This window comes from Pseudoalteromonas fuliginea, from assembly GCF_000690055.1.
Lineage (GTDB): Bacteria > Pseudomonadota > Gammaproteobacteria > Enterobacterales > Alteromonadaceae > Pseudoalteromonas > Pseudoalteromonas fuliginea.
Map to the genome: position 1 here is coordinate 20,085 of NZ_JJNZ01000020.1, position 14,573 is coordinate 34,657.

At 39.9% G+C, this 14,573-nt stretch carries 11 protein-coding genes and 1 tRNA gene; 10 read left to right on the forward strand and 2 right to left on the reverse strand.

Annotated features, from left to right (window positions below):
• Window positions 1-25: 25 nt before the first annotated feature.
• The 5 genes from guaB to rimI all read left to right on the forward strand — a co-directional run bounded on the left by guaB (window position 26) and on the right by rimI (window position 4,459).
• Entirely contained in the window at window positions 26-1,495 is a 1,470-nt protein-coding gene (gene guaB, locus DC53_RS13935; protein WP_007377818.1) for an IMP dehydrogenase, read from the forward strand.
• 270 nt (window positions 1,496-1,765) lie between these two features.
• Complete coding sequence (guaA, locus tag DC53_RS13930) at window positions 1,766-3,343, forward strand: glutamine-hydrolyzing GMP synthase (protein WP_033028923.1); 1,578 nt, start codon at window positions 1,766-1,768, stop codon at window positions 3,341-3,343.
• Window positions 3,344-3,497: 154 nt separating this feature from the next.
• Window positions 3,498-3,574: transfer RNA gene (locus tag DC53_RS13925), tRNA-Trp, on the forward strand.
• Window positions 3,575-3,639: 65 nt separating this feature from the next.
• Window positions 3,640-4,005, forward strand: a complete 366-nt coding sequence (locus DC53_RS13920) for a hypothetical protein (protein WP_033028924.1) — start codon at window positions 3,640-3,642, stop codon at window positions 4,003-4,005.
• Complete coding sequence (gene rimI, locus DC53_RS13915; RefSeq protein WP_007377815.1) at window positions 3,992-4,459, forward strand: ribosomal protein S18-alanine N-acetyltransferase; 468 nt, start codon at window positions 3,992-3,994, stop codon at window positions 4,457-4,459. The genes DC53_RS13920 and rimI overlap by 14 nt, the downstream gene beginning before the upstream one ends.
• A 17-nt stretch (window positions 4,460-4,476) precedes the next feature.
• On the opposite strand, the gene DC53_RS13910 is transcribed toward rimI, so the two are convergent.
• Window positions 4,477-7,143, reverse strand: coding sequence for a hybrid sensor histidine kinase/response regulator (locus DC53_RS13910; protein WP_007377814.1), 2,667 nt, complete (start codon window positions 7,141-7,143; stop codon window positions 4,477-4,479).
• A 559-nt stretch (window positions 7,144-7,702) separates the two neighbouring features.
• Between DC53_RS13910 and prfC the strand changes: the two genes are divergently transcribed.
• The 4 genes from prfC to DC53_RS13890 all read left to right on the forward strand — a co-directional run bounded on the left by prfC (window position 7,703) and on the right by DC53_RS13890 (window position 12,797).
• Window positions 7,703-9,292: a peptide chain release factor 3 gene (prfC, locus tag DC53_RS13905; RefSeq protein WP_007377813.1), complete on the forward strand. Its 1,590-nt coding sequence runs from the start codon at window positions 7,703-7,705 to the stop codon at window positions 9,290-9,292.
• Between the two features lie 59 nt (window positions 9,293-9,351).
• On the forward strand, window positions 9,352-11,094 hold the full coding sequence (gene argS, locus DC53_RS13900) for an arginine--tRNA ligase (protein WP_033028925.1): 1,743 nt from the start codon (window positions 9,352-9,354) through the stop codon (window positions 11,092-11,094).
• Between the two features lie 275 nt (window positions 11,095-11,369).
• Complete coding sequence (pdxH, locus tag DC53_RS13895; RefSeq protein ID WP_033028926.1) at window positions 11,370-12,008, forward strand: pyridoxamine 5'-phosphate oxidase; 639 nt, start codon at window positions 11,370-11,372, stop codon at window positions 12,006-12,008.
• A 21-nt stretch (window positions 12,009-12,029) separates the two neighbouring features.
• Window positions 12,030-12,797 (forward strand): TatD family hydrolase, encoded by a 768-nt coding sequence (locus tag DC53_RS13890; RefSeq protein WP_033028927.1) that lies wholly within the window; start codon window positions 12,030-12,032, stop codon window positions 12,795-12,797.
• Here DC53_RS13890 and DC53_RS13885 read toward each other — a convergent pair.
• Entirely contained in the window at window positions 12,764-13,384 is a 621-nt protein-coding gene (locus DC53_RS13885) for an AhpA/YtjB family protein (RefSeq protein WP_033028928.1), read from the reverse strand. The genes DC53_RS13890 and DC53_RS13885 overlap by 34 nt on opposite strands.
• 148 nt (window positions 13,385-13,532) lie before the next feature.
• Between DC53_RS13885 and serB the strand changes: the two genes are divergently transcribed.
• Window positions 13,533-14,561: a phosphoserine phosphatase SerB gene (gene serB / locus DC53_RS13880; RefSeq protein ID WP_033028929.1), complete on the forward strand. Its 1,029-nt coding sequence runs from the start codon at window positions 13,533-13,535 to the stop codon at window positions 14,559-14,561.
• The last annotated feature ends 12 nt before the right edge of the window (window positions 14,562-14,573 follow it).

The window sequence follows — 14,573 nt, forward strand, 5'->3', positions numbered from 1 at the left end:
GTTCCACATGTGAGAAGTTGCCAAAATGCTTAGAATCGCTAAAGAAGCTCTTACCTTTGATGACGTACTTTTAGTACCTGGTCATTCTACTGTTTTGCCACACACGGCAAACATTTCAACTCGCTTAACGCGTGGTATCAAACTTAACTTGCCGCTTATTTCAGCATCTATGGATACTGTTACAGAAGCTCGTTTAGCTATTGCCCTTGCGCAAGAGGGTGGTCTTGGTTTTATTCATAAAAACATGACTATCGAAGAACAAGCGAAAAACGTACGTAAAGTTAAAACCTACGAAGCAGGTATTGTTTCTTACCCTGTAACGGTGACTGCCGATTTAACAATTGCTGATGCAGTTGAGCTTTCGCACGAAAAAGGTTTTTCAGGCTTTCCGGTTACTGACAGCAATAATGTACTTGTAGGCATTGTTACTAGCCGTGATATGCGTTTTGAAACTAAGCTTGAACAGCCTGTTTCTACCGTTATGACTAAAAAAGAAAAGCTTGTTACCGTTAAAGAAGGCGCAGCACGCGAAGAAATTTTAGGCTTAATGCACGAACACCGCATTGAAAAAATCCTTGTTGTTGATGATGAATTTAAACTCAAAGGCATGATCACAGTAAAAGATTACCAAAAAGCCCAAGACAAACCTGACGCATGTAAAGACGACCAAGGTCGTTTACGTGTAGGTGCTGCTGTAAGTGTTGGCGCGGGTACTGATGAGCGTATTGCTGCATTAGTTGAAGCGGGTATTGATGTTTTACTTATCGATACATCGCATGGTCACTCTCAAGGCGTTATTGACCGTGTTACTAAAACGCGTAAAGAGTACCCAGACTTACAAATTATTGCAGGTAACATTGCAACAGCTGAAGGTGCGATTGCACTAGCTGATGCGGGAGCGGATGCAGTTAAAGTAGGTATCGGCCCAGGTTCTATCTGTACTACACGTATTGTTACCGGTTGTGGCGTTCCACAAATTACCGCTATTTCAGATGCTGTTGAAGGCTTAAAAGGTCGCGACATTCCTGTTATTGCTGATGGTGGCATTCGTTTTTCTGGTGATATTGTTAAAGCACTTGTTGCTGGTGCATCGTGTGTAATGGTGGGTTCTCTTCTTGCTGGTACTGAAGAAGCACCAGGTGAAGTTGAATTGTACCAAGGACGTTATTACAAATCTTACCGTGGTATGGGCTCATTGGGCGCGATGGATCAAAAAGAAGGTTCATCAGATCGTTACTTCCAAAAATCAAACGAAGCAGACAAGTTAGTACCTGAAGGTATTGAAGGTCGCGTAGCTTACAAAGGCCCTATTGCAACGATTATTCATCAGCAAGTGGGCGGCCTACGAAGCGCTATGGGCTTAACGGGTTGTGCAACAATTGAAGAGCTAAATACAAAACCACAATTTGTACGTGTTACTTCAGCAGGTATGGGTGAGTCGCACGTTCATGATGTGCAAATCACTAAAGAAGCACCAAATTACCGCTTAGGTTAAGCAGCGTAATTAATTTAATATACTGGGCTTGCTTTGCAAGCCCTCTTTTTAGTCGTTTATATAAATACCAATTGCATTAATAAAGTGGTCAATTATTGCGACAGATAAATGGCTCAATAACGAGGCAAAAACTTCGACTTTTAGTTTCTTCTAAATAAGAAGTTTTTAACGTGGTTAGAGAGTTATTTAGCCTGCAAGAATTAGTAATGTTTAATAAAATTGGTATTCAAAACGGCATTTAGCATTAGCATCTACTTTACGAGATACTCCATGAGCAAAGATATTCACGATTCACGAATTCTCATTTTAGACTTTGGTTCACAATACACTCAACTAATCGCGCGCCGTATACGCGAAATTGGTGTTTACTGTGAACTGTGGGCATGGGATGTGACTGAAGAGCAAATCCGCGAGTTTAACCCACAAGGTATCATTCTTTCTGGTGGCCCAGAATCAACAACACTTGAAAACAGCCCGCGCGCTCCTGAGTATGTATTTAATGCAGGCGTGCCTGTACTAGGTATTTGCTACGGTATGCAAACAATGGCAGCTCAACTAGGTGGTAGTGTTCATAGCTCTGATAAAAAAGAGTTTGGTTACGCACAAGTTGAAAAAGCAGGCAACTGTGCATTGTTTGATGCAATTGAAGACCACATCACTGATGGTGGCAACGGCGTACTTGACGTTTGGATGAGCCATGGCGACAAAGTAATGGATATTCCAGCTGGTTTTACTACAACAGCTAAAACATCTACTTGCCCACATGCTGCAATGTCTAACGAAGAAAAACGTTTTTACGGTGTACAGTTTCACCCAGAAGTGACACATACACATCAAGGTCAGCGCTTATTAGAGCGTTTTGCTATTGATATTTGTGGCTGTGAAAAATTGTGGACTGCTGCAAAAATTATCGATGATGCTATCGAGCGTATTAAAGAAACAGTTGGCGATGACGAAGTTATTTTAGGCCTCTCTGGTGGTGTTGATTCATCGGTTGTGGCTATGCTTATTCACCGTGCAATTGGCGAAAGACTAACATGTGTATTTGTTGATAATGGTTTACTTCGTTTAAACGAAGGCCAACAAGTAATGGACATGTTTGGTAATAAATTTGGCTTAAATATTGTTAAAGTTGAAGCTGAAGAGCAGTTTTTAAATGATCTAGCGGGTAAGTCAGACCCAGAAGATAAACGTAAAGCCATTGGTCATACGTTTATTAATGTATTTGATGAGCAAGCCAAAAAGCTTAAAAATGCAAAATGGTTAGCGCAAGGTACAATTTATCCTGATGTAATTGAATCAGCGGCATCTGCTACAGGCAAAGCGCATGTTATTAAATCTCACCACAATGTGGGCGGATTACCAGATGACATGAAAATGGGCCTTGTTGAGCCATTACGTGAATTATTCAAAGATGAAGTGCGTAAAATTGGCCTAGAACTAGGTTTACCGTACGACATGCTTTACCGTCATCCTTTCCCTGGACCAGGTTTAGGTGTGCGTGTACTTGGCGAAATCAAAAAAGAATACTGTGATTTATTACGCCGCGCTGATGCGATTTTCATCGAAGAGCTTCACAAAGCTGAGCTCTACCATAAAGTAAGCCAAGCGTTTACTGTATTCTTACCTGTTAAATCGGTAGGGGTTATGGGCGATGCACGTAAGTACGATTGGGTTGTATCACTTCGTTGTGTTGAAACAATCGACTTTATGACAGCGCGCTGGTCACATTTACCTTATGAGTTTTTAGGTGTGGTATCAAACCGTATCATTAATGAAATAGACGGTATTTCTCGTGTTGTTTACGATATTTCAGGTAAACCACCTGCAACTATCGAATGGGAATAATTAATTTTAGTTTTAGTCAGATAAAATAAAGTGATTAAAAACGGCGGATTAGCATGCTAATTCGCCGTTTTGTTTATTTAAAAAGCAGTTGAACTAAAAGTGTGATTTTTCTCTTTACCTTTGGCGAAACTTCTCTATAATTCGTCGTCATTGCAGGGGCGTAGTTCCAATTGGTAGAACAGCGGTCTCCAAAACCGATGGTTGGGAGTTCGAGTCTCTCCGCCCCTGCCATTTCTTCTTTACATCGTATTTATTAATTCTTATATTACCTTACTTACTAATTTCATCGAGTCGTTATGCATTCACGGTACGCAGCTGTTTTTGGTATTGAAAACCTCGAATTAAATAAACACTTTAAACCAGCCGATAAATTTCCAGCGGATAGCCCTCCTGCAGATAATCTTTTAATAGATAGTGTTGCGGCAAGTAGTCATGCACCTGATACTGCACCAAAAAACAATGTACTTGAGCCTATAGTGCTTTGTGAACAATTATTTGCAGATATTAAACGTGCAGCATTACCAATTGCTATTAACAGCGTTGTACAAAGCGCTGAGATGCAATTAAATGACGATCAGCTAGTACTTACAACACCACAGCTCAGCACGGCCGATAAGCGCGCTTTATGGGCTTTAATGAGTGAACACCTTGATAAACTTTAAACCAGTAGACGAAACCGCAATACCTCAATTAATGGCAATAGAAACAGCATGCCATAGCCATCCGTGGACGTTAAATACAATGAGTTCGTGTTTAGGTGGGCGCTATTTTAATGTAGCCGCGTTTGAAAATGAGACTATGGTTGGTTTTTATATTGGTGAAAAAGCAGGTCCTGATTTTACGCTTATGGATATTTGCGTAACACCAAGTTATCAAGGCAAGGGCATTGCTAAGCAGTTGTTAGCTCAGTTTATTGAATACGGTGAGCAACAAAACGCTGAAAACTTATTTTTAGAGGTACGCGAATCTAACACGCGAGCAATTGCGCTGTATGAGTACGCTGGCTTTATAGAAATGTCAGTGCGTAAAAACTACTACCCAAGCGACAACCCAGCTAAAAATGGCTTTGAAGATGCCATTTTAATGGGGATGGCATTAAGTTTAGGTTTCCAATAACAGCGAGCATGTGTTGTTTATACTTGCTTATTATTTATAGAGTTTTCAATAGCGGTAATTAAGTCGGCTATAAGATCATCGCGAACTATTTTGTTATCACTTTTTAATGAATCTTCGAGTGCGCCTGCGCTGTGATAAATATCGTCAAAGTTAAAGCACCCAGCACTTCCTTTAATACTGTGGGCAACATTTCGTAGTGCTTCCCAGTCATCAGAACGTTGATATGTTTTTACTTCATCTAAGTAAGTCGGCAAATTAGCTAAGTAGTTGTCTGCAATTTGTTGGAATTTTTCACTTTTTAATAAGTTATCCCATTTATTTTGGTTATCTTTTTCAAGGTGTAAATAACTCACGAGTACGTTTTCTAATGCGTCTTTATCAATCGGCTTACCAAGTGCTTTATCACAACCAGCCTCCAAATAAGTGCCTATATCATGGTTCATTACGTTTGCGGTTAATGCGATGATAGGGCCGTCGTACGCAGCGTGGCGTAGCATTTTAGTTGCTTCTAACCCGCCCATAACCGGCATTTGCATATCCATAATAATTAACTGATAGTCGTTAACTAGCGCCATTTCTACTGCTTGTGCGCCATTACTTGCTATATCGGGTTCTAGGCCCCACGTTTGCAGAAGCAGTTTTATTAGTAATTGATTATCAGGGTTGTCTTCAGCCACTAAAATATTGGCATCAAAGTGGTTGGTTGCAAACGATAGTAGTGGATCTCTTTCTGGCGTTAGTTGGCTTTTATCTGTAAGTAATTGTAGTGCGGGTTTTCTGCCTGTTAAATGACACGACACGCTAATAGAAAACTTACTTCCTTTACCTATTTCACTTTTTAGTACTACATCACCACCGAGTAGTTGCGCCAAGTTTTTGGAAATACATAAACCAAGCCCTGTACCGCCAAATCGACGGGTAGTCGTTGCATCAGCTTGCTCAAATGGTTTAAATACACGCTTTATTTGATTTTCAGACATTCCGATGCCGGTGTCTGTGACAACAAATTCAAGCATTTTTCTTTTTTGATGAAAATGTACGCAAATAGAAACGCTGCCTTGCTCTGTAAATTTAACTGCATTATTCGCAACGTTAATTAATATTTGTTTTAAACGCGTAATATCACTGTATATGGTACGAGGCAGTGGTAATTCATAGTTTATATTTAAAGTAAGCTGTTTCTCTTTTGCTAAGGGTTCAATAATAGATTCAATATCATGTACGAGCTGTACTACATTGATAGGCGCTTGATCTACTGCAAGCTTTTCGGCCTCAATTTTAGATAAGTCCAAAATGTTATTGATTAGTTCTAGCAAGTGTTTTGAATTTCGTAAAATAGTACTGAGGTGCTGTTTATCGTTCGCTATTTTATCGTTGTGTAGTAATTGTTCTGTAAAGCCCATAATAGCAGTGAGCGGTGTACGTATTTCGTGACTCATATTTGCTAAAAAACGACTTTTAAGTTGATTCGCTTGTTCAGCTTGAGCAATCGCCAGCTCTAGTTGGCTGTTCATTGCTTCAAGTGCTTTGGTACGGCTTTCTACTTTATCTTCTAAGTGATGTTTATAATCTTCTAGCTGTTGTTGGTAGTGTCTTATCTGGTTAACCATGTGATTAAAATCGTTAAATAAAATGCCTACTTCATCATTTGTATGCGCAGGTAAATTCACCGATAAATCACCATCCCCAACGCGGTGGCTTGCTGCACCTAATAACTCGATAGGGTTGAGTAGTAAGTTACGCACAACCACAAAAATTAATATAGGCAGGGTGATCACCGAAATAAGAACAATTAAGCCTGTTATTAAACTAATAGCCTTACCAGATTGATAAAGTACAGCTTTAGGAATAGTAGAAACATAATAATAACCGCCACTCATTTGTACCGCAAAAATCATGCGCTCTATTTTATCTATACTTGATAGTTCGATAGTCGACAAGGTGCCAATATCAGCTAAATCATGTATTCGGTTTAGTTCGTATTCGCTAATGTATTGGCCGCGCATACTGTAATCGGAACTAAATAAAATTTTACCATCTTTGGTGAGTAGTAAATTAAGTGTATTGTTATAAGGCGCCTCTAAAATACTGGTATTGAGTATTGAAGGCTCAACATGGACAACGATAAAGCCTAACTGTTGAGGGCGTTTTAAATAGTAGTCAACACTATAAATTCGCTGAATAAAATACAAACTGGTTGTTCCGTCTGATTTTTGATCCATGAACTGTTGCTGGCTTAAATTACTTTGCAGTACTTTATTTAAAAAGGGATAACTTTTAGGGGCTGTAGTCAGATTGTTTGAATAATAAGCGTCGCTTTTTCCGCTTGCAGAGACTAAATTAATACTAACTATATCTGGATAGGCTTCGCTATAACTGGCAAATACATCCATTAAGGCACCTAGTTGGCGTGTATAACTGCCATTAGCTCGTACATCATTTGCTAAAAAGTCACTCAGTACGGGAGAAGTCGAGAGCAGCTTTGTAGTTGAGTGAAAAGAGTCTATATAGTTAAATACTTTTTGTTGTTGTTGCTCAACAAAACGACTCATTATTAGATCGGCTTGTTTTTGAGTGGAGTTAGTTACATTCGTGAGCGTGAAGCCCCCTAAAAATAATAGAGGCAATATAACAAGCGGCGTTATATACCATAATAATCGAATGCTTAACTTACTGGTTTTCATGACCAAACTACTTATCCTCCATGCAATTTATCAATAATATGCGTAACCGCTATATTACACAAGCCTGTAGGTGTCTTGATGGCTAATTTCTGTAACCAACCAAAGAAACTTACGTAAAATAATAAGGGGATGGGGAGGCGAGCTTTGCATTTTATTTTAGAACTCAACGGCCTTTAATAAAAAGATCAGTTAATAACTAACCATTGATTGTTTATAAGGCCAAGATCAGCGAAAATAGTCTTCAATTACGATTAACATAACGGATCGCATGTGAAGAGCCAATTTAGGGCTTTTCTGATGGTGTGTTGAGCTTTCGAGGTTGCTTTATACCAATTTTATTAAAAATATGATCATTCTAGCGTATTGAATAACTCACTAACTACGTTAAAAAATTATTCATAGAGAACAACTCTATGTGATAATTTTCGCCTTGTTATTACACTATTTACTTATCGCTATAATAGATCACTAATTTAATGCAATTGTTATTATTTAAGCCTTGAAAGCTCAGCATACTTAAAGTGGATAATATCCGTATACAAACTAAAAGAACTTTTTAATGGCAGATCAAAATCTCCTTAGCGAAATTAATAAACGACGAACCTTTGCTATCATCTCTCACCCAGATGCTGGTAAAACAACCATCACCGAAAAAGTATTGTTATTCGGACAAGCTATTCAACGAGCTGGTACTGTAAAAGGCCGTGGTTCTAACCAGCATGCTAAGTCTGACTGGATGGAAATGGAAAAAGAGCGTGGTATATCTGTTACTACCTCTGTAATGCAGTTTCCATATAACAACGCACTTGTTAACTTACTTGATACTCCAGGGCACGAAGACTTCTCTGAAGATACTTACCGCACATTAACAGCGGTAGATTCGTGTTTAATGGTTATTGATGCAGCAAAAGGTGTAGAAGACCGTACCCGCAAGTTAATGGAAGTTACACGCCTGCGTACCACACCTATTGTTACCTTTATGAACAAATGTGATCGTGATATTCGCGACCCAATGGAAGTGCTGGACGAAGTTGAAACAGAGCTAAATATTGCTTGTGCCCCCATCACTTGGCCAATTGGCTGTGGTAAAGAGTTCAAAGGTGTTTACCACATTCATAATGACGAAGCTGTTTTATACAAAACAGGTCAGGGTCATAAGATTCAAGAAGTTCGTACCATTAAAGGTCTTGATAACCCAGAGCTTGATATTGCCATTGGTGAAGATTTAGCTGCGCAATTACGCGATGAGCTTGAGCTTGTTATTGGCGCATCAAACGAATTTGATTTAGATCTGTTTTTAGCCGGTGAACTTTCGCCAGTTTATTACGGTACAGCACTTGGTAACTTTGGTGTTGACCACGTGTTAGATGGTTTAACTAAATGGGCGCCAACGCCATTACCACGCGAAACCGAAGACAGACTTATTGTTGCAACTGAAGAAAACTTTACTGGTTTTGTATTTAAAATTCAGGCCAACATGGATCCAAAGCACCGTGACCGTATTGCATTTATGCGTATTGTATCGGGTAAGTACAGCCAAGGCATGAAAATGAATCACGTGCGAATTGGCAAGCAAGTGAGCATTTCTGATGCGGTAACCTTTATGGCGGGCGACCGCGAGCGCGCAGCTGACGCTTACGCCGGCGACATTATTGGTTTGCATAACCACGGAACTATTCAAATTGGTGATACATTCACGCAAGGCGAAAAACTTAAATTTAGTGGTATCCCTAACTTTGCGCCTGAATTATTCCGCCGTATTCGTCTTCGCGATCCGCTTAAGCAAAAGCAATTATTAAAAGGCTTAGTGCAGCTTTCTGAAGAAGGTGCTGTGCAAGTATTTAGACCGCTTATAAACAACGATTTAATTGTGGGCGCGGTAGGTGTACTTCAGTTTGATGTAGTTGTAGCGCGCTTAAAAGCCGAATATAACGTAGATGCTATTTACGAAGGTGTAAACGTAAATACAGCGCGTTGGGTAAGTAGCGATGATGTGAAAAAGTTTGAAGACTTTAAGCGCAAGTGCGAAAGTAATTTAGCACTCGATGGCGGTGATAACTTAACTTACATTGCGCCTAGCCGTGTAAATCTTAACTTATCGGTAGAGCGCTACCCTGAAGTAACGTTTAGCCATACACGCGAAAACTAGAATCGACTGACTACAGTTAACTGAAAGCCTGCTTTGGCGGGCTTACAAAGGTAAAAAATATGAATATTCGTACTATTTTAATCGAAAAAGCCGTTGCAGCTATGGTTGGTGCAGGCTTACCTGAAGATACAAACCCAGCAGTAACGCAAAGCACACGTCCACAATTTGGTGATTACCAAATTAATGCAGCCATGGGCGCGGCTAAAAAAATGAAAAGCAACCCACGTGAGCTTGCGCAAAAAATTATAGATAACCTTGATGTAAGCGATATTGCTCAAAAGACTGAAATTGCAGGCCCAGGTTTTATTAATATTCATTTAAAGCCTGAGTTTTTAGCGCAAAGCGTACAAGCCGCTAACAGTGATGCAAAGCTTGCTGTAAATGAGCATGCTAAGCCACAAAAAGTGGTTGTTGATTATTCATCACCAAACCTTGCTAAAGAAATGCACGTAGGCCATTTACGTTCAACCATTATTGGTGACTCAATTGTGCGTGCGCTTGAATTTAGAGGCGATACGGTTGTACGTCAAAATCACATGGGTGATTGGGGCACGCAATTTGGTATGTTAATCGCGCATTTAGAAGATCAAATTAGCCAAGGTGTTGATTTAGATTCTGTAGCACTTGCTGATTTAGAAACCTTTTATCGCGATGCTAAAAAACGTTTTGACGATGAAGAAGGCTTTGCAGATAAAGCACGTGACTATGTTGTTAAACTACAAGGCGGCGATACGCACTGTGAAAAGCTTTGGAAACTATTTATAGCCACCTCAGTTAAACACTCTGAAGAAGTATACAAGCGTTTAAATGTAACGCTTACTCAAGCCGATATCATGGCTGAAAGCGCATACAACGCAGAGCTTAACGATATTATTAGCCTACTTAAAGATAAAAATATTGCCGTTGAGTCGCAAGGCGCGCAAGTGGTATTTTTAGATGAGCTTGCCAACAAAGATGGCGAGCCATCAGCGTTCATCGTACAAAAATCTGGCGGTGGCTTTTTATATGCAACAACCGATTTAGCAGCATGTGATTACCGTTCAAATAAATTAGGTGCCGATCGTATCTTAATTTTTGTAGATGCACGTCAAAATCTACACTTTAACCAAGTAGAGCTAACAGCGCGTAAAGCTGGTTTATTACGAGACGAAACAAGCTACGAGTTTTGCCCGTTTGGCACCATGATGGGCGCCGATAATAAACCATTTAAAACACGTACTGGTGGCACAGTAAAACTTGCTGATTTATTAGAAGAGTCAATTAACCGTGCAGCCGCAAAACTAGCTGAACGTGAGTCTGATTTAAGTGATTCTGAGCGCAGCGAGATTGCCCGTAAAGTAGGTATTGGTGCAGTTAAATATGCCGATCTTTCTAAGCATCGCACCAGCGATTACATTTTTAACTGGGACAGCATGCTAAGCTTTGAAGGTGCAACCGCTCCTTACTTACAATATGCTTATACACGTATACGCAGTATTTTCCGTAAATCAGGCGTTGATGCAACTACATTAAATTCAGATGTTGTAATTGTTGAGCCTCAAGAAAAAGCACTAGCACTTAAGCTACTACAGCTTGAAGAAGTCCTTGATTTAATGATCAACGAAGCAACACCGCACGTACTATGTGGTTACTTATATGAGCTTGCAAGCTTATACATGACATTTTACGAAGCTTGCCCAGTACTTAAAGAAGGCGTAGAGCCAAGCGTACGCGATAGCCGTTTAGTGTTGTGTAATTTGGTTTCTAAAACACTAGAAACGGGATTAGATTTGCTAGGTATTGAAGTTATGGAGCAAATGTAATCTGCTGCGTGTAGTTCGCTTTAGCTGCGTTGGTAAAACTATTTAGCCTAAGTCACATACAAACCGTATGCTCCTTGGCATAAATAGTTTTACCGCCTTGCTAGCACTCCTACACTTGCAGATATCTGAGTTGTGTAGTTTACGTTGTAGGTTGGGTTGAGTGAAACGAAACCCAACGATACACCTGAATCTTAATATTTGTTACTGCTCAACATCTAATGTTTTAAGCTCGCTACTCTAAGCTCTTTTCTAAGGCTTTATTTAAAGGATTTGTTATGAAACTCGAAGATATCCGCCGTGAATACCTGCAAGACGCGTTAAGCGAAGATAACTTGCAAGATGACCCATTCAAGCAGTTTGAAACATGGCTTGAGCATGCGGTAGCAAGCAAACTACCCGACCCAACTGCGATGGTTGTAGCAACTGTTGATGAAACCGGTCAACCTTCACAGCGCATAGTGCTTTTAAAGCATCTGGATGATAACGGTTTTGTATTTTTTACCAATACAGGTTCGCGTAAAGCGCAAGAGCTTAAAGGTAATAACAAAATTTCCTTGCATTTTCCGTGGCATCACATGGAACGCCAAGTTATTGTTTATGGCGAGGCTAAACCATTACCAACTTCTGCTGTGGCAAAGTACTTTTTATCTCGTCCTAAAGAAAGCCAATTAGCCGCCTGGGCATCAGCGCAAAGTCGTCCGGTGTCATCACGTAAAGTACTAATGGAAACCTTTGCCAATATGAAAAACAAGTTTGCTAAAGGTGAAATTCCACTTCCCGATTTTTGGGGCGGATATTGTGTAGTGCCCACTAAAATTGAGTTTTGGCAAGGTGGAGCGCATCGTTTACATGACCGCTTTATATATCAGCGCCAAGCAGATAATAGCTGGCAAATTACGCGCTTAAATCCTTAATAAATAGATGAGTAAGTAACTGTGCAATTTATTGACTCTCATTGCCATCTCGATTTTAGTGAGTTTGATTCAAATCGTGAATCTCTCATAAGAGAGTGTGTAGCAAAGGGAGTTAATCAGTTTATTGTGCCAGGCATTACCCTTGCTCAATCGCATGCCCTCATAGAGCTCAAAGCAACCTATCCAAGTATAAAAATAGCGGCAGGGCTACACCCTTATTTTTTAGAGCAACATAAAGAATCGCACATTGAAGCGTTATTTGAGTTTGCAACTACAAATACGCATCAGCTGGTGGCCATTGGTGAGTGTGGGCTTGATAGAAGTATTGAAAACCTCTGCAAACAAACTTATTTATTTGAACAGCAAATAGAGCTATCAAACGAGCTTAACTTGCCGCTCATTGTGCATCATAGGCAAAGCCATGACTTAATTGCGCAATCGTTTAAACGTTGTAAGCCAAAAAATGGGGGAGTGATTCATGCATTTTCAGGTTCAATCCAACAAGCGCAGTACTATATCAAACAGGGCTTTAAGCTAGGAGTAGGCGGTGTTATTACCTATGAGCGCGCAGTTAAAACACGCGCTGTTATTGCTGCTATCGAGCCAGAGAATTTAGTGCTAGAAACAGATTCTCCCTCAATGCCCTTAAGCGGCTATCAAGGTGAAGTTAACACGCCATTGCATATACCCGATGTATTTAATGCATTGTGTGATTTAAAGCCACACAGTAAGAGAGAGACGCTTGCTAAGCTGCTTTATGATTCTTGCTCAGATGTTTTTTGCATGTAGCGATTAACCTGCCAACGTTTTAAGCCTCGCCCTAATTGCCACGTGAAAATGCAGGCAATCACTAGCATTAAAAGTACTTGGCGACCTAAATCATGAAAATGATTATGACTGTCGGCAATTGCTGCTCGTGTTAAATACGTAACTGACACAAACCCAAGTGGACGATCATCATCACTTATCACAGGCTCTACAAAGGGGGTTTTTAATTTGCTAATACCTGGTGTTGAATCAGGAAGTTGGCCAAAAATATGATGCGATTGCCAGTTATCGCTACTGGCTATTAAAATACCTTGTTGATCGTAAATAGTTGCCGAAAGTACAAATTCATCTTTGCTTATATCGTTACAAACTGTATTTAGCTGTGGTTTGTTTTTTTCGATTAAAGGTGTTTTTACATTCAAAGCCATAAACTTAGTTAAACTTTTTGCAGTGCTATCGGCACTATCATAAAGCAGTTGGTGGCTTTGGAAACTGCTACTGACAGCAACCCAACTTAGCAACACAAAACAGGCAGCCGCAAGTAACAGGCGCACAAGCCGCTTTCTTTGAGAAGCCGATATAGGATTTTTAAGATGGTTATTTTTCATAGTCACCGTATATGCTGCTGACAGGATTTTGATTTGATGTTACAACTAGCACTATAACCTTAAACCTCACCTGATGGCGAATTTAGCGCTAATAATACCTACATCAATTAGTTTATATCAGGAAAATAAAAATAAATACGGAGATCTCATGGCGCAAACGAGCATGGCACAGCTCAATACTGAGCAATCATTATCAATGTTAACTTTAAATCAATGGTTTAGTTATCAGGATTGTACTTTCTTACCGCTTAATAATGTTCCAAATAAACAGCTGGGATTATTTAGTATCGCATTTGCAGGTGACTTTAACACAAGCCATGTGACTAGCATTATTGATTTTTTAGCTAAGCATAACCAAATAGTTACAGCTATATGTCAGTACCAACCTGATTTAGGGCTAGCCCCCGCACTGTGCTTTTATACGCAAAATGCAGAGCAAGCTATAAACCCGTTAGAGCTTCAAACGTTTTCAAGTACGCTTGATTTCCAGTTAGTGCAAGTAGCCACACCTCCTAACCTTTATGAGCCTGGTTTGTTGGTTATGGATATGGACTCAACGGCGATTACCATTGAATGTATTGATGAAATAGCGCGTTTGGCTAATGTGTATGACGAAGTAGCGTCGGTTACAGCACTCGCGATGGCAGGTAAACTCGACTTTAGCGAAAGCTTAAATCAACGTGTCGCTAAACTGGCTGGTATTGAAAAAAGCTTAATTGAGGAGCTTAAAAATACATTACCACTCATGCCAGGTATTAAAGTACTTTGCCAAATTTTAAAACAACATAACTGGTACTTAGCTATCGCATCTGGTGGTTTTGTACCGTTTGCAGAACGTGTACAAGCGCTTATTCATTTAGATGAAGTTCACGCTAATGTACTTGAATTTGAAGGCGATAAACTAACGGGTAAAGTACTGGGTACAATTGTAGATGCACAGCAAAAAGCGGTTGTTTTAGAGATGCTTCAGCAAAAGCTAGGACTTGAAAAAATACAAACGGTTGCTATCGGTGATGGTGCAAATGATTTAGTCATGATGGCTAAAGCGGGTCTAGGTGTTGCCGTACATGGTAAACCTAAGGTAGTTGAGCAGGCACAAGCTGCTATTTGCCAAGGATCATTACTACAGCTTTTATATATGTTGGCTATTCCGTTGGGAGAAGAGCCTACTTTTTAAATAGATTAGGTT

Excerpts from the sequence above, each read along its gene's own strand:
- guaA (WP_033028923.1), top strand. The coding sequence starts at position 1,766 with ATGAGCAAAGATATTCACGATTCACGAATTCTCATTTTAGACTTTGGT.
- pdxH (WP_033028926.1), top strand. The coding sequence starts at position 11,370 with ATGAAACTCGAAGATATCCGCCGTGAATACCTGCAAGACGCGTTAAGC.
- argS (WP_033028925.1), top strand. The coding sequence starts at position 9,352 with ATGAATATTCGTACTATTTTAATCGAAAAAGCCGTTGCAGCTATGGTT.
- DC53_RS13920 (WP_033028924.1), top strand. The coding sequence starts at position 3,640 with ATGCATTCACGGTACGCAGCTGTTTTTGGTATTGAAAACCTCGAATTA.
- DC53_RS13910 (WP_007377814.1), bottom strand. The coding sequence starts at position 7,143 with ATGAAAACCAGTAAGTTAAGCATTCGATTATTATGGTATATAACGCCG.
- DC53_RS13885 (WP_033028928.1), bottom strand. The coding sequence starts at position 13,384 with ATGAAAAATAACCATCTTAAAAATCCTATATCGGCTTCTCAAAGAAAG.
- prfC (WP_007377813.1), top strand. The coding sequence starts at position 7,703 with ATGGCAGATCAAAATCTCCTTAGCGAAATTAATAAACGACGAACCTTT.
- serB (WP_033028929.1), top strand. The coding sequence starts at position 13,533 with ATGGCGCAAACGAGCATGGCACAGCTCAATACTGAGCAATCATTATCA.
- guaB (WP_007377818.1), top strand. The coding sequence starts at position 26 with ATGCTTAGAATCGCTAAAGAAGCTCTTACCTTTGATGACGTACTTTTA.